This is a genomic window from Mesobacillus sp. MER 48 (assembly GCF_023714225.1).
Taxonomy (GTDB): Bacteria; Bacillota; Bacilli; order Bacillales; family Cytobacillaceae; genus Mesobacillus; species Mesobacillus oceanisediminis_A.
Map to the genome: position 1 here is coordinate 490935 of NZ_JAMAUR010000003.1, position 20661 is coordinate 511595.

At 46.8% G+C, this 20661-nt stretch carries 16 protein-coding genes; 2 read left to right on the forward strand and 14 right to left on the reverse strand.

The features are described from left to right. Positions 1–113: 113 nt before the first annotated feature. From M3593_RS13705 to spoIIQ, 7 genes are all read right to left on the reverse strand, one after another. Positions 114–1994 carry a DUF294 nucleotidyltransferase-like domain-containing protein gene (locus tag M3593_RS13705; RefSeq protein ID WP_251542599.1) on the reverse strand — a complete coding sequence of 627 codons (1881 nt, stop codon included), beginning with the start codon at positions 1992–1994 and terminating at the stop codon, positions 114–116. Continuing rightward, positions 1969–3639, reverse strand: a complete 1671-nt coding sequence (locus tag M3593_RS13710; RefSeq protein ID WP_144479078.1) for a sodium:solute symporter family protein — start codon at positions 3637–3639, stop codon at positions 1969–1971. Before M3593_RS13710 ends, M3593_RS13705 begins: the two co-directional genes overlap by 26 nt. 45 nt (positions 3640–3684) lie before the next feature. Next, positions 3685–3987 (reverse strand): DUF4212 domain-containing protein, encoded by a 303-nt coding sequence (locus M3593_RS13715; RefSeq protein WP_251542597.1) that lies wholly within the window; start codon positions 3985–3987, stop codon positions 3685–3687. A gap of 161 nt (positions 3988–4148) precedes the next feature. Then, entirely contained in the window at positions 4149–4331 is a 183-nt protein-coding gene (locus M3593_RS13720; RefSeq protein ID WP_251542595.1) for a hypothetical protein, read from the reverse strand. Positions 4332–4638: 307 nt separating this feature from the next. Continuing rightward, on the reverse strand, positions 4639–6243 hold the full coding sequence (locus M3593_RS13725) for a gamma-glutamyltransferase family protein (RefSeq protein WP_251542593.1): 1605 nt from the start codon (positions 6241–6243) through the stop codon (positions 4639–4641). A gap of 159 nt (positions 6244–6402) precedes the next feature. Further along, positions 6403–8403: a penicillin-binding transpeptidase domain-containing protein gene (locus M3593_RS13730; protein ID WP_251542591.1), complete on the reverse strand. Its 2001-nt coding sequence runs from the start codon at positions 8401–8403 to the stop codon at positions 6403–6405. Between the two features lie 126 nt (positions 8404–8529). Further along, entirely contained in the window at positions 8530–9459 is a 930-nt protein-coding gene (spoIIQ, locus tag M3593_RS13735) for a stage II sporulation protein SpoIIQ (protein ID WP_251542589.1), read from the reverse strand. Between the two features lie 203 nt (positions 9460–9662). Between spoIIQ and M3593_RS13740 the strand changes: the two genes are divergently transcribed. Together M3593_RS13740 and M3593_RS13745 are read left to right on the forward strand one after the other, a co-directional pair. Continuing rightward, on the forward strand, positions 9663–10100 hold the full coding sequence (locus tag M3593_RS13740; RefSeq protein ID WP_251542587.1) for a VanZ family protein: 438 nt from the start codon (positions 9663–9665) through the stop codon (positions 10098–10100). 305 nt (positions 10101–10405) lie between these two features. Further along, entirely contained in the window at positions 10406–11395 is a 990-nt protein-coding gene (locus M3593_RS13745; protein ID WP_251542586.1) for a nuclease-related domain-containing protein, read from the forward strand. A gap of 124 nt (positions 11396–11519) precedes the next feature. Here the strand turns inward: M3593_RS13745 and spoIID are convergent, their stop codons facing one another. From spoIID to nuoL, 7 genes are all read right to left on the reverse strand, one after another. After that, positions 11520–12548 (reverse strand): stage II sporulation protein D, encoded by a 1029-nt coding sequence (gene spoIID / locus M3593_RS13750; RefSeq protein ID WP_251542584.1) that lies wholly within the window; start codon positions 12546–12548, stop codon positions 11520–11522. Positions 12549–12979: 431 nt separating this feature from the next. Further along, positions 12980–14287 (reverse strand): UDP-N-acetylglucosamine 1-carboxyvinyltransferase, encoded by a 1308-nt coding sequence (gene murA, locus M3593_RS13755; protein ID WP_144479095.1) that lies wholly within the window; start codon positions 14285–14287, stop codon positions 12980–12982. A gap of 32 nt (positions 14288–14319) precedes the next feature. After that, entirely contained in the window at positions 14320–15039 is a 720-nt protein-coding gene (locus M3593_RS13760) for a YwmB family TATA-box binding protein (protein WP_144479097.1), read from the reverse strand. 239 nt (positions 15040–15278) lie between these two features. Beyond that, a complete protein-coding gene (locus tag M3593_RS13765) occupies positions 15279–15515 on the reverse strand; it encodes a DUF1146 family protein (protein ID WP_144479099.1) in 237 nt (78 codons plus the stop codon). Between the two features lie 172 nt (positions 15516–15687). Further along, positions 15688–17208 carry an NADH-quinone oxidoreductase subunit NuoN gene (nuoN, locus tag M3593_RS13770; protein ID WP_144479101.1) on the reverse strand — a complete coding sequence of 507 codons (1521 nt, stop codon included), beginning with the start codon at positions 17206–17208 and terminating at the stop codon, positions 15688–15690. Between the two features lie 6 nt (positions 17209–17214). Further along, positions 17215–18735, reverse strand: coding sequence for an NADH-quinone oxidoreductase subunit M (locus M3593_RS13775; RefSeq protein WP_144479103.1), 1521 nt, complete (start codon positions 18733–18735; stop codon positions 17215–17217). Beyond that, positions 18735–20597, reverse strand: coding sequence for an NADH-quinone oxidoreductase subunit L (nuoL, locus tag M3593_RS13780; protein WP_251542582.1), 1863 nt, complete (start codon positions 20595–20597; stop codon positions 18735–18737). Before nuoL ends, M3593_RS13775 begins: the two co-directional genes overlap by 1 nt. Positions 20598–20661: the final 64 nt, after the last annotated feature.

The window sequence follows — 20661 nt, forward strand, 5'->3', positions numbered from 1 at the left end:
CAGCCTCCTTTCCACTTCGGTGCCTGGCACCGCCCAATTTTGACGAATCCAGTAACGATCAGGTTTACGTTCGTGTGATTTTCATGGTGCCTGTCACCAAACTTGTCGATTTCTCAGACTGAGAATCTAGCATATACCATACCTTGTAGTTCGCGGAGTGTGCGCAGGCTCAGGATGAGTTCGTCTTTTTGTCTGGTGGACATGGTGGTGAATGATAGAATGGTGCTGCTTTCGCTATTTGTCCATCTTTGCCTGATATAGAGGTCAAGTACATGGCTGATGGCTTCTCTCAGGTCTTGTGTGAATCCTTCCGTAAAAACGCCTTTCTCCTTTAATGCTCCGATTTTCTCGAGGGGCATTCCCGGGATGCCGCCATAATACAGCGAAAGAATCTGCAGGCTGTGATGGAATGGGAACAAGACTTCTTTTTTCATGTCGATGCTTTTCCGGCCGAGTCTGAACAGGGCGCGTATTGGTTCATCCAGAGTCGGGATTTCCTGCTCCTTTTCTGCCTGGACCATGCGATACAGGAATATTTTAGAGCGGTCGAGCAGTTCGCCGATTTTTGCTTCGAATTCCTTGTTCAGTTGTTCGCTTCCAACCGCAAATCGATAAGAGAAAAAATTCTGGGCCAGCAGGATATTCTCATTCGTCGATTGCAGCATCCACTTTCGGACACGCTCCTGCCATTGCAGCACCGTCCCTCTCCACTGTTCTTCACTCGACATCATCAGACCTTTGCAGCGGGCAAAGCCTGCGGTCTCGAGCTTGGCGGTGATTTCCCCGCCTAATTTTTCAAAATAGCCATGTTCCTTCGTATCGGCATATACAAGAAAATGATCCTGGTCTGTCAGCATGAACTGCTCACCGCGGCCCGCAGATCCCATCAAGTAGAACGCAAACGGTACAGGCGGCTCCCCAACTGCCTCAACAGATAGCTCCACTGCCCTGCCGATCAATCTATCATACAGTTTTGTCACGATATCTAGCAGCGCTAGTGAAGGAACAGAGTCCCGCATCAATGTATCGGTAATTTCATAGATTGCGGCTTTAACCTCAGGCAGGCTCGCTTCATTTTCCCCCTCGATTTTCTTGATTGTCCTCATCACACTGTCATTCTTTTTTCTAAGCAAGTCGGTTAATGTAACAATCCCAGACACCTGGCCATCGTCAACGACCGGCAAATGCTTGATGCCATTCAAAAGCATTTCTGAAAATGCATCATAATAATAAGAGAACCTTGAGATCGTCACCGGGTCCTCAGTCATGACGAGTCTGGATGGTTCATCAAATGACAGACCCTCTGCCACCACCCGGCCGACGATGTCCCGCTCGGTGATGATTCCTTTCAGTTCTTGTTGTTCCAGTACCAGCACGGAGCTTGTTTTATGCTCGGACATTTTCAGGGCAGTGTCCTTTATGCTTGTTTCCGGGGAAACGGAGACGATGCTCTCCGACATCATGTCCTGCACCCTTGCTAGAATCGTCTCGCCTTCGCCGATTCCCCTGGCCATCTTCACCTGCTCTGCAAGCGATCCATACACATCTTTTAGCCGGATTGACACCTGGGTCAGCAGATAGTCATGGACATCCTGGTCATCCCATCTCTTTGCCAGAACGGAAAAAGGAATCAGCAGGGCCCGGACATCATCAACTGCCCTGACCTCAACATTGGTTTGTGATTTATCGGCCATCGTAAATCCGAGGAATTCCGCGAGGCTTGAAAAACCGACGATTTCCCCTTTTTGGATGACCTCCAATATTTCTTCCTGCCCGGCGGCATTTTTTACGAATACCTCGGCGATTCCTTGTAAAATCAACAAAAGCCCCTGGCGTGGTGTGTCCGCCTGGAGCATCATTTCCCTTTTCCCAAAAGAAAATGCTCCACATTCCTCGACAAGGGAAAGGGCCGTGCGTTCATCCAACCCCTGAAACAGGGGATGGAACTGCACGGCCTTCCAGATTTCTTTATAGAGCTTTTGTTCCATCATCATTCATCCAGACTTCGCCATTCTTGTAAGACATCTGTTCAGGATAACGAAGGTCGAGGACTTCTTCCTGAATTTTTTGCGATGGAGCCGGAGTGGCAAGCGATACGATCACGTTTGCTAAAATCGCAGCTGTAGCGCCGAATACTCCTGCACCGGTGTCGATAATGCCAAGAATCGTATAGCCGCCGTACTTTGCGGCGAAAATATATCCCAATGTCACGGCCAGACCGACGACCATGCCGGCGATGACACCCTGTGCATTGGAACGCTTCCACCAGACACCAAGGATTAGTGCCGGGAAGAATGTACCGCTGGCAAGCGCAAACGCCCAGGCCACGATCTGCGTAATCGCCCCAGGAGGGTTAAGGGCAATCAGGCCTGCAAATAAAGTCGCTACAACGATCGAGATACGCGCTACGTTCAGACGCGTTTTTTCAGTAGCATTTGGCTTCATGACTCGGTAATAGATATCGTGCGCAAACGCTGAGGAAATGGCGATCATCAAGCCTCCTGCTGTAGAAAGGGCTGCAGCCATAGCGCCTGCCGCTACAAGGCCGATGACGAATACGCCAAGGTTGGCGATTTCAGGCGTCGCCATTACGACGATATCGTTGGAGATGATCAATTCACTCCATTGCAGGACTCCATCGCCGTTTCCGTCGGCAACCTGAAGCTTGCCAGTATCGACCCAGGTTTTCGTCCATGCAGGAAGCTCGCTGATTTTGCTGCCGGCTACTTTTGTCATCAGGATGAAACGTGAAAATGCCGCATACGCAGGTGCAGACAGGTAAAGCAAGCCGATGAAAAGAAGTGCCCAGGCGCCTGACCAGCGAGCAGCCTTCATCGTAGAAACCGTATAGAAACGGACGATTACGTGCGGAAGTCCCGCCGTACCGGCCATCAATGTGAACATAAGGGCAAGGAACTGCCATTTTGTGCCGTTCGTGAATGGTGCAAAATATTCGGAAATGCCAAGCTCACGGTCGAGTTCACCCATTTTCCCGACCAGTTCGCCGTAAGAAAGCCATGGCAGCGGGCTGCTCGTGATTTGCAGGGACATGAAGATAACCGGAATCAGGTAGGCAATGATCAAAATGATATACTGAGCAACTTGTGTCCAGGTAATTCCTTTCATACCTCCGAAAGCAGCATAGAATGCAATCAGGACAACCCCGATCATCGTGCCAACCTTTGCATCGATTTCGAAAAGGCGCCCGATCACCACGCCGGAACCGGAAAGCTGGCCGATTGAATACGTGAAGCTGATGATGATTGTTGAAATGGCCGCAATAACGCGTGCTGTATGGCTGTTGAAGCGGTCACCGATGAATTCAGGAACCGTGTATCGCCCATACTTCCTGAGCTGCGGTGCAAGCAGGAAGGTCAGAAGCAAATATCCGCCCGTCCAGCCCATGATATACGCCAGGCCGTCATAGCCGAGCAGCATGATCGTACCGGCCATCCCGATAAAGGAAGCGGCACTCATCCAGTCAGCTCCGATTGCCATGCCGTTGAAAATTGGCGGTACTCCGCGGCTGGCAACATAGAAGTCTGACGTTTGTTTAGCTGTATTGTAGACCGCAATCCCGATATACAAACCGAATGTAGCTAAAATAATAGATAATGAGACCAAGAATTGTGTATCCAAAGTTCTCCCCCTTATTCAAACGCTCTTTTTGTCATTTCCAAAGACTTAATGGTCCAGGCTCTTTCCTTCGCTCAGCTTTACATTCTTCTCTTCGTCAATTCCATACTTCTTGTCGATGCTGTCGCTAAGCTTGGCGTTGACAAACAGCAGGATGATGAACGTCACAACCGCACCCTGGGCTCCCATGAAGTAGTGGAACGGGAAGCCGCCGATTGAAATCTCGCTCAGAGGCTCGGCAATCAACACTGCACCGAACGAAACGAGAAACCAGATGACGAAATAAACGATCATGTTACGGGTTTTTTCACGGAAATACGCGTCAGCAACTGACTTATCAATTTTCTTCACATTTACACCCCTTTGGTTTTGCTAATCCCCTTTTTATATTCCTTCATGATGGACGGTCACAGCCTATCATTCTAAAAGCTTCCCCACTCCTTTTTCAAATTTTAATTATATGAACCCTGCGCCAGGCAAGGTTGATACCGATATGTTTACGGGAAAAAAATTCAGCTCAGACTGAAGATGAATTTCAACGTTTCGAAAAATGGGGCCGGGACCATGATGATCTGGATGAGGAAGTAGAGAAAGATGCTCAGGAATGGGATTGCCAGAAAAATCACCTTGTTTTTCCGTAAACCCAGGAATAGACTGATGCCGGTAATCACCAGCAGGCCGATTAAAATAATCAAGTAGATCCCTCCAACTCTAAAATATGCCATTTAACTAAATCTTTAGAAAATTTAATTTAATTATCCATATAATGTCCAGGCTGGTCAATCATTATGTTTAAAAAATGTAACCGCTTACTATGTCGATATATTTCATACCGTGGTAAATTCGTCAGTAACAATAAGGGTTTATAGGGATTACAGGCTAAGGAGTTTGTCGAAAAAATTTTTTCTGCTTACTTCCAGAGAAATGGCCTGTCTGTAATGATTTTACAGAATAGTAAAAAGGAACACTCGTGATGGAGTGTTCCTTCATTAGACTATAATATTACCAGCAGGCAATGGCACCGTCAGTTCTCATTTCGGTTCCCCCGGTCAGGACGCCCGTCTTTGGATCACGGATAATAACCTGGCCTCGGCCGAAACCTCCTCCATCGTACGCCACCTTCATCTGATGCCCTCGTCTAGCTAGTTCTTTGACGATATGGTTTGGGAAATGATGCTCTAATTCAATCTGCTTTCCGCTGGTCCATTGCCAGCGAGGTGCATCCAGCGCAGCCTGCGGATTCATTCCGAAATCAATCATATTCATCGCAACCTGGACATGACCCTGTGGCTGCATATAGCCGCCCATTACGCCGAACGGGCCGACAGCCTGGCCATCCTTCGTGATGAATCCCGGAATTATTGTATGGTATGTCTTTTTGCCAGGAGCAAGCGCGTTCGCATGAGTGGGGTCAAGCGAGAAATCATGTCCGCGGTTTTGCAGTCCGATGCCTGTTCCCGGAACGACCACACCAGAGCCGAAGCCCATATAGTTGCTCTGGATGAATGAAACCATGTTGCATTCGCCATCCGCTGTAGAAAGATAGACCGTTCCTCCTTTTGGAAGTGAACCCGGTTCAGGCATTCTTGCTTCATCGGAAATTTTAGCTCGCGCTTCCTCACCATACTGCTCTGATAACAGGTCCGCTACCTTCGCCTGCATCGTCTTAGGGTCGGTGACATACTCCTTTCCATCCGTGAACGCCTGCTTCATCGCTTCCAGCTGCAGGTGGACTCCACGGACATCATCACGATGAGTAAACTCGTATCCTTTTAAAATATTCAATGCCATCAAAGCTACGATTCCCTGCCCGTTCGGCGGGATTTCCCAGACCTCGTGCCCGCGGTAGGATACTGAGATGGGCTCAACCCATTCCGGATGATAGTTTTCAAGATCAGTCTTACTTAAGAATGCGCCAGCTTTCTTAGAGGCAGCGGCAATTTTTTCAGCAAGTGCGCCGCGGTAAAAGCTTTCACCATTCGTTTCGGCGATTTCCTGGAGTGTATTCGCATGGTCTTCCGATTTCCACATCTCACCGGCGTCAGGCACTCTGCCTTCAGGAGCGAAGATACGGAACCACTCATCGTATTCCTCGCCCTGAAAGCGGCTCTTGTAGGCGTTATAAGCACCCTTCCAATATTTTGCGAGAATCGGAGTCAGCGGATAGCCATTGCGAGCATATTCGATTGCCGGCTGCAAAACTTCGGTTAGCGGTAGACGCCCGAACCTCTTTGACAACTCCGCCCAGGCAGATGGCGCCCCCGGAATCGTGACCGGAATCCAGCCATGCGAAGGCATTTTTTCATGGCCAAGCTCTTTTACTTTTTCAATCGAAATCGATTGCGGTGCAGGACCGCTCGCATTCAGGCCATAAAGCTTGTCTTTTACCCAGACGAGCGCGAACGCGTCGCCGCCAATCCCGTTTGAAGTTGGTTCAACGACCGTCAGGCATGCTGCTGTTGCAATCGCCGCATCAATCGCGTTGCCGCCCTTTTTTAAAATATCCAGCCCAGCCTGCGCAGCAAGGGGCTGTGATGTAGCGACCATCCCATTGCGCGCCACCGCCGCCATTCGCTGGGACGGATATGGATATGTATGCAAAGACATTTGAATTCCCCCAATATTTTTTCGTCTTACGAAATATTATACCAAGATAATTGAAAATTCTAAATAAAAATATACTAGGGACTAAATTTCGACCAACAATGGAACAGGCTAATTGATTTGCTATAAATAAAAAAGCCCGGCCAGTATCGGCCAGACTTCCTATTGTCCACTATCCAACTTTAACTCATAAAACGACTTCACCCGAGAAACAACATCCTTGGATCCAGAGTCCTCGATCATCATTGCGACAATCATGTCGGCTGCATTCGGGTTGTAGGCGACGAACCATCCAAGTTCTTTGCCCTTTTCACCCTGCTTCTCTTTGATTTCCGCTGTGCCTGTTTTACCTGCGAGCGGATAATTGGCTATCAAGCCGTTATGTGCGGTTCCTTTTGGATCGGTGATGACCTTTGTCAGCATGCTGTTTATCACAGCGGCATTTTCCGCGCTGACCAGGCCTTCCTTCCACACCTGCCCCTGCTCATCCTCCATATTCAGAATCGGCTTTATCATGTTGCCCTTGTTCACGAATGGCGAATAAGTGGTCGCAAGATGGAGGATATTCATTTCCACCTGCCCCTGTCCGTAGGCAGAGTCCGCCAGGCGGATTTCACTGTCAATCTTGCCGATTTGCGATGGCTCGATCGGGTATAAATATTCCGGCTGGTCTTCAAAGCCGAATTTTTTCAGGCCTTCTGTAAAAGTTTCCTGCCCCATTCCAAGCGCAGCCTGAGCGAAATAAATATTATCCGAATAAACCAGCGCTTTTTCCAGATTGATGCTGCCTTTTATATCGGAATATCTTGTCACCTTGTACTTGCCCCAGGATGCGTCTTTTTGCCATTGTTTCTCGTTGATTTCAAATGCAGTATCCGTCTGGAGCTTGCCGCTCTCAAGGCCGATTGCCGTGGTGATCGGCTTCATCACAGACCCTGGCACATAGGTCAGTTTGAATCGGTTCAGGAAGGGCTTGAGCGGGTCTTCCTCTAGCATTTTCCGTTTGTTTTGCGAGATTCCGAGCGTCATTTCATTCGGGTCAAAGCCTGGCGCGCTCACGAGGGCCAGCGTTTCGCCTGTTGCCGGATTGATGGCTGATGCCATACCCGCTTTTCCTTTTAGCTGATCATACAATTGCTGCTGTGCGACTACATCGATGGTCAGCTTGACGTCCTTCCCGTTTTCCACTGGCTTTTCTGCGAGTGTCTTGACCGTGCCGTCTTTCTTCACAATCGAAATCCGGACACCATTTGTTCCTTTTAATTGCTCCTCAAGAACCTGCTCAAGTCCGCGGCGGCCAATGAGATCAGTCGAGGTGTATCCTTTTCCCTCCAGCTTTTCGAGGTCATCGGCTGTGATTGGGCCGACGTAGCCGATTAAGTGGGACAATGCTGCTCCGTATGGATATTCACGTGCCCCAACCTCCTGGCTCTTCACGCCATTCATCGCAAACAGTTTTTCATGCAGACCTTTGTCTTCCTTTGAAATTTTCTTTACTGGAACAAGCAGGTCATCTTTTACCCAGCCGGCGCTCATCGCCTTGTTAATCTGCTCCTCGGACATATCGAGCAGTTCCGCCACCTTCGCAATCGTCTGATCTTTCTGCTCTCCCAGTTCGCCTGGGACTACTCCAACCTGCACAGCAGTACCGTTGATTGCAAGACCGTTTCCGCCGCGATCGAGGATGCTGCCCCGTTCTGCCTGGACATTCTTGAAGCTGATTTTATCGCCTGATCCAAGCTCAGGAAAAATATAGGTCGTATTCCATTCCACATACCAGTTTGTATCATCATCGCGTTTTTCTTTTACAAGAGTGGCATCATGATCGAATCCAATCGGACCAGCAGCACTCTCCATTTTTGCCGAAAAAGGAAGCTCTGCGTTCTCTTCGTGTTCCTTTTCTTCCTCAGGCTTTTTGTAGCTGACCTTCAGCTTGTCTATCTCCAAATCCTGATAAATTTTATTATACCGGGAGACGAAATCCTCTTTTGAAATCGAATTCTTCGCTTCCGCTGATAAAAATCCATACATCTCATCAAACTTCTGGTCATTCCAAAGCTTCACATACTCGGAAAACCGTTCTTCGGGAGTCGGTTCCTTGCTGCAGCCTGAAATGATTGCGGCTATTAGCACCGACATGATTATGAACAATACTCGTTTCATATGTACCCCTCCTCCTGTCTGATTTTACCATACTCAACCCTTTTCGATAAGTGTGATGCATTTCATATTATTCCAATAAAAAAACCCGCCTTTAAAACCAGGCGGGTTCCAAAATTTTTAATTTTATTATGAGTTGCTCGAAGTATCAGAGTCAGTTGAAGAATCTTGGTCTTCGCCTGCATCCTTATCTTCATCTTGTCCAGCGTCTTTTTTATCAGAGCCATCTTCAGCAGGCTTCTCTTCTGCTGGAGTCGTACCCTCTACATCTTTTTTAGATGGAGTGGTTCCTTCAGCATCTTCCTCGACAGCATCTTCAGACTTTCCTGCATCTGCATCAGATGAAGCCTTCTCTTCTGTCACATTGGCATCCTGCAATGCGCTCATCGGCTTGTTGAAGTACTCGTGCGGATTGACAGGAACATTGTCCTTGCGGATTTCAAAGTGTACGTGGTTGCCAGCCTTCTCATTGATCAGGCTTGTGCCGGACTTCGCAATGACTTGTCCTTGCTCAACCTCGTCGCCAACCTTAACTTGATAGTCTTTTACTGACTGATATTGTGTTACAATACCTTTGTCGTGCTCGATTTCAATGACATTTCCAAGTACAGCATCTTCCATGACATTCTTGACAGTACCGCTAAGTGACGCGATTACATCAAATTCCTTGCCGTCTTTTGCTGCAATGTCCAGTCCAGTGTTCGGATGGTAAGTATTATCATAGAACACTAGAGCTGCTTCTTGCTCTGCCGAATCGCCGTCATTATCATAGAATCCCATTTGGATGACAGCATCGTCTTCACTCACCACTGGCATTACGAAGTTCTCCATCGCGCGGTTTACTTCAACTGCAGGCTGGTCATTCATCTTTTTGCCAGGCATGTCAGTCGATTTGTATTCCGACTGATCCAGTTGATCGCTCGCGCTGTTTTGATACCAAAGGACACCAGTTAGAATGATTGCGGCACTAGCAATATAAACTGTTGGATACACCCACCGCTTCTTGAAAAAGCTGTTCTTGCTTTTGTCTTGAGAAGATCTTTTTTCTTCCTCTCTCATTTTCATCACCTCAGCAATCAGTTTGAACAGAAGCGAAAAAATATATACATAGAGTTGAAAAATTTTTTACTGCTTATTTTTCGACAAAGGTTATGATTTTATGCAAAAAAGTTTTTTGGGCGGATTTTTAGCTGCTAAGTGTCGGCTGATACCCGCTTCCCACTCCGTTCGTTCGGGTTATTACCATAAAGAGAGGTATTATCATGAAAAAATTATTAGTATGGATTCTGCGCATTCTTCCTTTTGCCTATATGGCGGCGATCTGGATCATGTCCAGCCTGCCCGATACCGCGGTCATCGAACTGCCGGACCGTGGCGTTGACCGCTTTTTAAAAGAATCACTCCACCTCGTTGAGTTTGGCATCCTGTATGTGCTGCTCGTCCTGGCCGCGCTGACGACCGGACGCTTCAACCCTGTTATGAGCTTTGCCTTTATGGGCGTGGCAATTTTGTACGGCCTGCTCGACGAGATTCATCAAAGCTTCGTCCCGGCGCGGTCCGCCACCGTGATTGATTTTATAAAAGACGTAATCGGGGTTTTAGCGGCATCACACTTCATTCATCACGCCTACTTCAGCGGCAAGTTTGTGTGGTTGGGGAAGGTTTTGCGCGGGATTGAGGAGAGAGTTCGGGGATTTTAACCGGGTGTAATTTTGGGATTATTAATAATTACGGTTTTTAAGGGGCTGGCCTTGTTATTGAGGCTGGCTTTTGTTTGTTTAGTCCAGCCGTAATCTCAACTGGAGATAAATTGAGCTTAACTGGAGATAAAATCCGATTAACTGGAGATAAAATGTCTGCAACCGGAGATATATCCGCTGCAACTGGAGATTTAATTTCTAATAGTTATTCGGACATAAAAACTTCATAATAAAACAGTTATCTCAGCAGGTAATTTCGGTGCAAGCAAAGAATTTATTAAAAAAACAGTAAGGAAGTGACCAATTTGATTGAAAAAGATAGAACATATCCCCTCCGTCTTCTCATGTATGAGGCTTTAATGGAAAGAATCATACCAAATCACCCTAAAATCTCACTAATCGAACAAGATTACAAAGCCAGGCGTGCAGGATACAGAGGCGAGTTGCAAACTGATTACCGTTTAAGTTTTCTGCCTGAAAAAGGTTTCCATATATTCAGGGATTTACGCCTGCAAGATGAAAAATGGCATTTCCAGATTGATACCCTCATTTTAACTCTTCGATATATCCTTCTAATTGAAACCAAAGCCCATTCCGGTACCCTTTTCTTCGACAAACATTCCGAACAAATGATTCAAACCAAAGATGGTCAAGAAAAATCATACGATAATCCCATTAACCAGGTCCGAATGCAAGCCTGGCACTTGAAAAGGTGGCTGCAGAACCACAAATTCAGTGTCCCACCCATATACCATCTTGTTGTGATCAGCAATTCATCTACTATTATCAAGGTAAGTGACCGCTCCCTGAATAACTTGATTGTAAAAGGGGACGTATTATTAAGTCGTGTTCATGAAATTGATGATAGGAATTCAAATCCAACTTTTACTGATAAAGAAGTAAGAAAGTTATCCAAGTCACTTGTAAAGAATCATTCCCCACACCACCCTGACATTCTGAAACAATATTCCCTCACTCCAGACGACCTCCAAAAGGGTGTTCAATGTCCATCCTGTTTTACATATGGCATGCAACGGGAAAAGTGGATTTGGCGTTGTCCAGTGTGTGAGCATAAATCCAAAACAGCACATTATAAAACTATAAAAGAGTTTTTTCTCCTTATTAGTCCCACTATTAAAAATCAGTTGTGCAGAGAGTTTTGCCCCGGAATATCATCCAGAACTATCACTAACATTTTATCCTCTTTAAATCTCCCTTTTACGGGGACTAACAAAGGCCGCATCTACCACATGCCACCAGACATCGAAACCTTCTTCGATTCAGCGAAAAAATAACATCCTGAACTCGACATAGAAAAGTGCCATCCTGAACTCGCGAAGAATTAATAAGTCAAACCACCAAATCAATCCGCGCTAAAAAGCCAGGGCTGCTCTTCGCCCTGGCCTGGTCATTAATCTTTTATTTCCTCGCTGTCACCTTCGCCAGCATACTATCCGCTTCACTTATCTCAACGCCTTTGTAGTAGTGCTTGACGATGTCCTGATAGTTCTTGCCCTCGGTGGCCATGCCGTTGGCTCCGTATTGGCTCATGCCGACGCCGTGGCCGAAGCCTTCGGTGGTGATGATGACGTTGTTGCCTTTGAGTTCCCAGCTGAAGTCGCTTGAGCGCAGGCCGAGTTTATCACGAACTTCTTTTCCAGTCAGGACTTTGCCGCCGATATCAATTTTTGCAACACGGTTTCCAGTGGTTCTGGAGATGACTTTGCCAATCTCCGCGGAATTTGGGAGCTTTACGCCCAGCTTGGATTCCACCTCGGCCACTGTCTTCACTTCCTGGCTGCGGAACTTCGGTGATTTCAGATCCCATGGACTTTCTACGCTGCGCAAATACGGCAGTGAATTTGACCAGTATTCCTCCGAATTCTCTGTGAACCCGTTCGATGTCGAAAAGAAGGTGGCATCGATCGGCGAACCATCATAAGTCAGTACCTGGCCATCGGTAGCTTTTACAGCCTCGGCGATTTTCTTCATCTTCCATTTATAATCGGCACCCCACTGCTTTTTCAGCTCTTCTTTATTTTTAAAAACCTGGTGGATTTCGGTATCATTCAGCTGTGCACCTTCGGGAACGCCAACTTTATTGGGGCTCAGCATTTGTTTTACATAATAAGTCCTTGCTGACAGCGCCTGTGCCTTCAATGCCTCAAGCTCGAACTCGGCTGGCATTTCAGCGGCTACGACGCCGATCAAGTAGTCATCAAGTGGAAGCTTCTCGGTTTTTGATAACGCTGTCCGGTAGACAGCCACCTCGATTGCTGAATCTGCTGTAGGCATAGCGGCAGCCTCCTTTGCTTCATTTTGCAGCTCTTCCCCAAGCTTTCCGCCTGCCTTATCTTCCATAAAAGGGAGGACCAGCAAGGATGGGATCAAGAGTGTGACCGCGAAAAGGATTGCAGCTAGTACGATGATTGGTTTGAATTTTAACATAAAAAAGCCTCCATTATGAAATTTCACGGCTGTTAACCGTCTCATTCCATTCTTATGGAGGCGGACGAGCTTTTATGACAGAAATTGAAAAAGCTCACAATTTGCATATTTTCTTTTAAAAAGTTCATAATAAGTCGGTCGAAATTGGACAGATATTTTTTGAAGAAGTTTATTTTCGTAAACAGGGGTGTTAAAATCCTAAAGCCGATTTTAACGTGATAAAAGGCAAATTGTAGGTCGGTACTAAGTTTGCAAGCTCTTTCCTCATTAAAGCGTAAATTTAGTGAAGAAGCGTAGGTAGTTCAATCCAATGTGGTATTCAATAGCAACAAAGGTTTGAAAAAAGAGCATTGAAAAAATCCAGTCAAAAAATCAAAAAACCGCAGAACTATACGTTAAAGCACAATTCTCCGGTTTTATGAGCAGTTTATTTATGCGTTCATGTCTGAGACTAATTTTTCAGTTACTGGCTGTTCTTCTACTTCGCTTACGCGTTCGATATCTGCGCCAAGTGCGGCAAGCTTAAGATGGAAGTCAACATAGCCGCGGTCCAGGTGATACAGTTCTGTAACGCGTGTAACTCCATCTGCTACAAGGCCAGTCAGGATCAGTGATGCTGCGGCACGCAGGTCAGTTGCTGCCACTTCTGCTCCTTGAAGGTCAGATGGCCCATTCATGATGACAGAGCGGCCATCAATTTTGATGTTTGCGTTCATGCGGCGGAATTCTTCCACGTGCATGAAGCGGTTTTCGAAAACAGTTTCGGTGATCATGCTTGTTCCCTGTGCGCGCAATAGCAAGGCCATCATCTGGGACTGCATATCCGTCGGGAATCCAGGGTGCGGCATCGTTTTGATGTCGACTGCTTTCAGTTTTTCAGGCCCGATGACACGAAGACCATCTTCTTCCTCGGTGATAGTAACGCCCATTTCTTCCATCTTTGCTACTAATGAAGAAAGATGCTCAGGAACTGCGCCCCTTACAAGCACGTTTCCGCCAGTAATGGCAGACGCAACCATGAATGTTCCTGCTTCGATTCGGTCAGGAATGATGTTGTGGTCAGCACCAAACAGTACTTCAACACCTTCGATCTTGATCGTGCCAGTGCCTGCGCCTTTTACCTTTGCTCCCATTTTGTTCAGGAAGTTTGCAAGGTCGACGATTTCTGGTTCTTTTGCGACGTTTTCAATGATTGTTGTACCTTTTGCAAGGACAGCAGCCATCATAATATTTTCCGTAGCGCCAACGCTAGGGAAATCAAGGTATATTTTAGCTCCGTGCAGACCATTGACTGCTTCGGCTTCGATAAAACCGTTGCCTACCTTGACTGTAGCACCCATTGCTTCAAAGCCTTTAAGGTGCTGGTCGATAGGACGGGAACCGATTGCACAGCCGCCTGGTAATGCTACGCGAGCACGGCCATTCCTGGCAAGCAGGGATCCCATAACCAATACAGAAGCACGCATTTTTCGAACATACTCAAAAGGTGCTTCAATTTTTAACTCTCTGGATGCATCTACTGTAATCGTGTTATTTTCAAACTCCACTACGGCGTTTAAAGAACGTAATACTTCGTTGATGGTATATACATCGGAGAGAGTTGGCACATCACGAATTACGCTTTTTCCGTCACTTGCTAATAATGTTGCAGCGATAACAGGCAAGACGGCATTCTTAGCTCCTTCAACCTTTACAGAACCGCTTAGCCTTTGTCCGCCGCGGACGATGATTTTTTCCAAGTGTATTCCCCTCCGCGTCCAATTTCTCTATATTAATATTCAATCGTAATGATGGGTGTGCCAACTACGACGGTAGTCTTTGCGCCCAATCGTTCAGTTTTCCGTAATCCAAGCTGCATATTCATGTCATGTTCATTGCTCAGTGTTTTGTCGAACAAAGGCGAAACGGCGGAAGAGGAAATGAATGATTCTTCTGCCAGCCCTTCAACTTCACGAGCGTTGAAAGCCTTAAGCAATTTACTTTTATAAACAGGTAAAGCCGACTCTATCTTATCATTGATTTCGCCTATTACACAAGAGAAAGTTGTTGCGTTTCCTCGAAAAATGTCAAATATTCTGCCTGGTAAATTTTCGTTTAAAAAGGTTTCTGTATTTTTATTCCAGTACTGACCTCTGACCTCATACATCACATACGTATGTAAAGGTCCCTTTGTGTCGGTAGAAACAATTTTAATTTTTTCCTGAATCCCAGATGAGTTCGTGACAGCTGTCAGTTCTCCATCGTGTCCTGACCATGTCCACTCAGAAAGCTGGACCTTCAAATCCTTCACCAATGCTTCGACATTTTGTTGTTCCAATGTTTCCCTTGCATATAAAGACCAACCAGTGATTAAAATATCTTCGTCCTGCAAAACCGAGGCCAGAGTTTTTATTTCATGATCAGCGTCAGCTACAGTCGTCTTATTCCCAGCTTGGAACACAATAAAACCAATAATGCCAAAAATTGATAAAATAAATGGAATCTTCTTCATATCTGCTTCACTCTCCCCTTATTACCATTCTTACCAGGAGAGCGAATCACATACTTGGGAATTCTCGTCACTTTTTGACATCATTCTATGTACCAACTTGCCCGGGTGTTCATAGATTGTGAAAAAACAAACATGTTTGTTCAAAAAAACAAACACAAAGAGAATAATACTTGATATTGTTCGTTTTGAAAACATGTATGAAGACCTAATTTTTTACCAATTTGGGTATGACTTAACAGCTACTGAAAAATCATAGGAAGCTGCTGCGACCATTGGAGGTAATCAAGGAAGAAATTACTGACTGTAGATCCGAGTGCAATGGAAAGCAGGATATATAGTACGCGGGCTTGAAGAACATGATTCGCTCGCAGCAGTTTGTCAAACTGCAGTGCCTGAAGAGCCCACCATGAAAGAGCAATAAAAACTAGATGTGTCAGAATGCTGGTCAGCGCAAAGCCGCCAAAACCTGTTAGCATATACTCTCCTCCCTTCACATGCTATTTTACCATAAAGGCGATACTTTCCCTTATTTATAGACGTATTACTTATGAAAAAGTTTCAAATAAAAAACCGGCCCGCAAAAATCGCAGGCCAGCTGAATTTACCCCTTTGTTTCCATGAATGGATTTTCCCCAAAATTCATTCTGGTTATTTCATAAAGTCAACGAACTGGTTGAAGTTATTTTGCATGAAGTCGATGGCCAGGTTTGGCATGACTCCGAACAGGATTGTTCCGATTACTGCTACCAGGATGACCACGATTGTTCCTGCTGGTAGCTTGATTTTTTCATCATTAGCTGCCGGGCGGAAGAACATTTGTGTCATGACTCCGAAGTAGTAGAAATAGGATACGACTGTAGTCGCAATCATGATCGAAACGAGCACGTAATGTGCCTCGTCGACCATCAAGGCTCCCATGAAGATGTTCAGCTTTCCGATGAAGCCTGCTGTACCAGGGATTCCTGCGAGTGACAGGATGAAGATTCCCATTCCGACTGCTAGTAATGGCGAGCGGCGGTAAAGTCCGGCAAAATGGCTGATATCCTCTGAACGGGTTTTTGCTGTGATGACCTGGATTACGGCGAACGCACCTAGGTTCATCAAAACGTATGCCAGCAGGTAGAACCAGATGGCATCGAAGGTCACGAACGACATCGCTGTCAGCGCGACAAGGATGTAACCGGCATGGGCGATGCTTGAGTACGCGAACATGCGCTTGATGTTGCGCTGCCTTAAGGCGACGACGTTACCAATGATCATCGTTGCTCCCGCAAGGAATGCAATGTAATCCTGCATCGCGAACAGCAGCGGAATTGGCTGGCCGTCCTCCTGTGCAACCGGTACATACCCGAAGATGGATAGCAGGATGCGCAGGATGATGACAAATCCAGCTGTTTTGGAGACGACACTCAGGAATGCCGTCACTGGAGTCGGCGCTCCTTCGTAAACATCAGGTGCCCACATATGGAATGGTGCAGATGCCAGCTTGAAGGATAGGCCAACGAAAATCATGAAGAATGCCAGTCCAAGAATGTAAATATGCTGAGGGTCACTCAAGCCATTGAAAACCTGGGCGATCCCTTTTAAATTCGTTGTGCCGGCAATTCCGAACACATAGCTCATACCGAACAAAGTGATGGCAGATGAAATGCCGCCATTCAGGACGTATTTCATTGCTGATTCATTCGATTTCAGGTTGCGTTTACGCATTCCTGCAAGGATGTAAGACGGAATCGACAGCAATTCAAGGCCGACGAACAAAGTGATCAAGTCGCCGCTTGATGCCATGAACATGGTTCCAAGCAAGGCAGTAAGGAACAGGTAATAGAATTCACCTTTGTAGTCCTCAAGCCCCTCATTCGCTCTGAAGTCAATCGCCAATAGCATGACAAGCGCCGCTCCAAGAAGAAGGATCAACTTGAAGGCGATCGCGAATGAATCAAGCCTGAATGTATCATGTAAAATTGATGTTGTATCGGTACCAATCAAAGTTACCAGTGAAACCAGCGCCATTACCACCCCGGCAAAACCAACCAATCCAAGGATCTTGCGGTCAACATGCTTTGGCATGAACAAATCAGCGACTGATAAAAGTGCAATAAAACCGAGGATGATGAATTCCGGAGCCATCGTCCCCCAATCAAATGATAGAAGTGTATCTAGATCCATCCTTCATCACCCCCCTATTCCCATCAAGATAGTCTCTAATGTTGCCTGAAGCGGTTCACTAAGAACGGCCGGATATACACCGATCAGGACGATCAAGCCGACAAGCACAAGCACCGGTGCCCATTCGAATGAACGGATGTCACTTACGCCGACAAATTCACGTTCTGCTTTGCCATACGTGATGGCCAGCACGGCACGCAGCAGGTAAACCGCAGTCATGATGATGCCCAGTGTACCGACTGCAGCCAGAACTGGCATCTCTTCGAACAAACCGAGGAATGCCATGAATTCGCTGACGAAGCCTGACATGCCAGGCAGTCCAAGTGAAGCCATCGCGCCTGCGAGCAGGAAGCCTGCGGCAAGCGGCATTCCGTTTGCCATGCCGCCAAGATTGGCAAGTGTGGTTGTGTGTGTGCGTTCATAAAGTACACCGACAAGGAAGAACAATAATGCTGAAATCAGGCCATGTGATACAACCTGGAAAATAGCACCTTGTATTCCCGCCTCATTTAATGCTCCAAGTCCGATTAAAACGATTCCCATATGGGAAATAGAAGAGTAAGCAAGGACCATTTTGAAATCTGTCTGGATAAAAGCAAGGAACGCTCCGTAAAGCAGGTTGATGACACCCAGTACTGCAAGCAGCCCGGCTAATTCAGCGAACTGTTCAGGGAAAATCCCCATCCCGAAGCGGATCAAACCGAATGCCCCGATCTTCAGCAGGATCCCTGAGTGGATCATGACGATCGATGGCGGTGCTTCAACGTGGACGCGCAGCATCCAGCTGTGCAGCGGGAAGATTGGCAGCTTGACACCGAAAGCGACAAGCAAGGCAATCAATAATCCCATCTTCAAGGAATCAGACACAGGCGCGAACAGCGGCGCATTATCTGTGTTCATCATGACTTTTAGCATTTCGATATTTGAGGTGCCGGTTCTTGAGAACAACACCATGATGACAATCAGCAGGATCGCTGAACCAAGGCCGTTATAAATCAAGAAGCTGTAGGCAGCCTTTTCTTTTTCGTAATAGCCCCATTTCCCAATCAGGAAGAACATCGGGATCAAGGTGATTTCAAAGAACAGGAAGAACAGGATCAGGTTTTGCGATGTAAATACTCCGAGCATCCCGATTTCGAGAAGCAGGAACAGCATGTAATAGCCTTTCCACTCTTTTTTGATATGGAAGGATGCGATTGCCGCAAGTGTTGCGATTACCGCTGTCAGTACCACCATGATCAAACCGAACCCATCGATGCCAAGTTCGTAGTTGACAGAGAACATGCCCTGCTGCTCGGCACCCTGCCCGCCGAATTGGATCCAGCGGAATTTTTCAGAAAAGCCAGCGAGATCGCTGCCTCCGCGATACGAAAAGTACGCGATCAGCGCAAGGATCAAAGATGGCAGTGTTGCCAATACGCCAAGCATTTTAATGCCTGATTCGTTCGCTTTTGGCATGAAGACCAAAAGCAGGATTCCTAGTAAAGGGGAGAATACCAGCAAGGTAAGAAAATAGTTGAAATCCATTATAAATACCCCCCTGTTAACGCATAGATGACAATCAGGACTGCAAGGCCGACGAAGGCGATTGTGCCGTAAGTCTGTACCTGACCGTTCTGGATTTTCGCACCGGCTTTACCAAGGCCCTGGACAGTTGCCGTTGTCAGCTTCACGAGTCCCTCAACAAGGAAGAGCTCGATGAAACGCAGGAACAAGCTGACTGCCTTTGCGCCAAACACGATGCTTTGATTGTATATTTCATCGATATAGTACTTATTTTTCACAATGCCATAGGCAATTGGCGCCCTGCTGGACAGCCAGTCGCGTGAAATCGACTTCTTGCTGTACATCATCCATGCAAGCAGGATGCCAAGCAAGGAGACAACCGTCGCGACAATCATAATCCAGCCAGGTCCTTCGATATGGCCATGTCCGAGTGCTTCGTTGCCTTCGACAAGCCAGTCACCAAGGAATGTGCCGAACCAAGGTGTATTCACATAACCAGCAATGACTGCCAGGATTGCAAGGACAACCATCGGCATCGTCATGACGGATGGCGATTCATGGACATTCTTCATGTCGCTGCGTGCTTCACCAGAGAAGACCATGAAGAACAGGCGGAACATGTAGAACGCTGTGAAAAATGCCGCAATCACTGCCAGCCAGAACAGAATATAATTGCCATGTGCCCATGCAGCGATCAAAATTTCATCTTTACTGAAAAATCCCGAGAATAATGGGACACCGCTGATGGCCAGCGTTCCGATCAGGAACAAAGGTCCTGTGAAGGTCAGCTTTTTCCATAGCCCGCCCATTTTTTCAATATCCTGAGTATGTACAGCATGGATGACGCTTCCTGCTGCAAGGAATAACAATGCTTTGAAGAAAGCGTGGGTCATCAAGTGGAATACTCCGGCCACATAACCGGCAGATCCCAATGCGAGCATCATGTAGCCAAGCTGGCTGACAGTCGAGAAGGCAAGCACTCGTTTAATGTCAGTCTGGACAAGGCCGATCGTTGCCGCAAAAATTGCTGTGAACGCTCCAATGATCGCTACCGTCAACATTGCTGTTTCACTAGCGTTGAACAGCGGGAACAGTGAAGCGACCAAATACACACCAGCCGCAACCATCGTTGCTGCGTGGATTAACGCAGAAACTGGCGTAGGACCTTCCATCGCGTCTGGAAGCCATGTGTGCAGCGGGAACTGACCTGATTTACCAACTGCCCCGATGAAAATCAGGATCGCAGTCAAGGTAATCATCGTTCCGGAAATCGCGCCTTCTTCTACTGCCGCAAAAATTTCATCATATTCGAAGCTTCCAGTTTGCCAGAATAAAAGAATCATTCCGATCAAAAGTCCGACATCCCCGATACGGGTCATGATGAAGGCTTTCTTTGCAGCCGCTTTGGCGCTTTCCTTGTAAAAGTAAAATCCAATCAACAGGAATGAACCAACACCGACCAATTCCCAGAAAATATAAGTCTGTAAAAGGTTCGGCGAGATGACGAGACCAAGCATTGCAAAAGTAAAGAGTCCAAGATAAGCATAGAAAACCGGGAATCGCTCATCACCATGCATATATCCTTTTGAGTAGGTATGTACAAGGAAGCTGACAAGAGATACGATTACCAGCATCAGTGCGTTTAATTGATTTACTTCAAAACCCGCAGTAAGTTCCAGATTCCCAATAGTGAGCCAAACGGCTTCAGCTTTATGTGTCGGGCTCTCCAGGCGCTCAAGGAGCACAAGGATGGAGTAGACAAGTGAGGCTAGCGTCGCAAGGATTCCGACGAATGCGCTCGCTTCTTTAAGCTTTTTTCCGAACAGCAGAAGGAATAGAAAGGATACAAGCGGGAACAGCGGAATGAGCCAAGCATTCTCCATTAATATCACAATCCCCTTTTTTGAACGCGCGCGTGTTCTTTCATGTGTACGCCCGTCAGATTGA

Coding starts and splice junctions, on each gene's coding strand:
- nuoN (WP_144479101.1), bottom strand. CDS start 17,208: ATGGATCTAGATACACTTCTATCATTTGATTGGGGGACGATGGCTCCG.
- M3593_RS13740 (WP_251542587.1), top strand. CDS start 9,663: ATGAAAAAATTATTAGTATGGATTCTGCGCATTCTTCCTTTTGCCTAT.
- M3593_RS13725 (WP_251542593.1), bottom strand. CDS start 6,243: ATGTCTTTGCATACATATCCATATCCGTCCCAGCGAATGGCGGCGGTG.
- M3593_RS13760 (WP_144479097.1), bottom strand. CDS start 15,039: ATGAAGAAGATTCCATTTATTTTATCAATTTTTGGCATTATTGGTTTT.
- M3593_RS13705 (WP_251542599.1), bottom strand. CDS start 1,994: ATGATGATGGAACAAAAGCTCTATAAAGAAATCTGGAAGGCCGTGCAG.
- spoIID (WP_251542584.1), bottom strand. CDS start 12,548: ATGTTAAAATTCAAACCAATCATCGTACTAGCTGCAATCCTTTTCGCG.
- nuoL (WP_251542582.1), bottom strand. CDS start 20,597: ATGGAGAATGCTTGGCTCATTCCGCTGTTCCCGCTTGTATCCTTTCTA.
- M3593_RS13730 (WP_251542591.1), bottom strand. CDS start 8,403: ATGAAACGAGTATTGTTCATAATCATGTCGGTGCTAATAGCCGCAATC.
- M3593_RS13765 (WP_144479099.1), bottom strand. CDS start 15,515: ATGCTAACAGGTTTTGGCGGCTTTGCGCTGACCAGCATTCTGACACAT.
- spoIIQ (WP_251542589.1), bottom strand. CDS start 9,459: ATGAGAGAGGAAGAAAAAAGATCTTCTCAAGACAAAAGCAAGAACAGC.
- M3593_RS13775 (WP_144479103.1), bottom strand. CDS start 18,735: ATGGATTTCAACTATTTTCTTACCTTGCTGGTATTCTCCCCTTTACTA.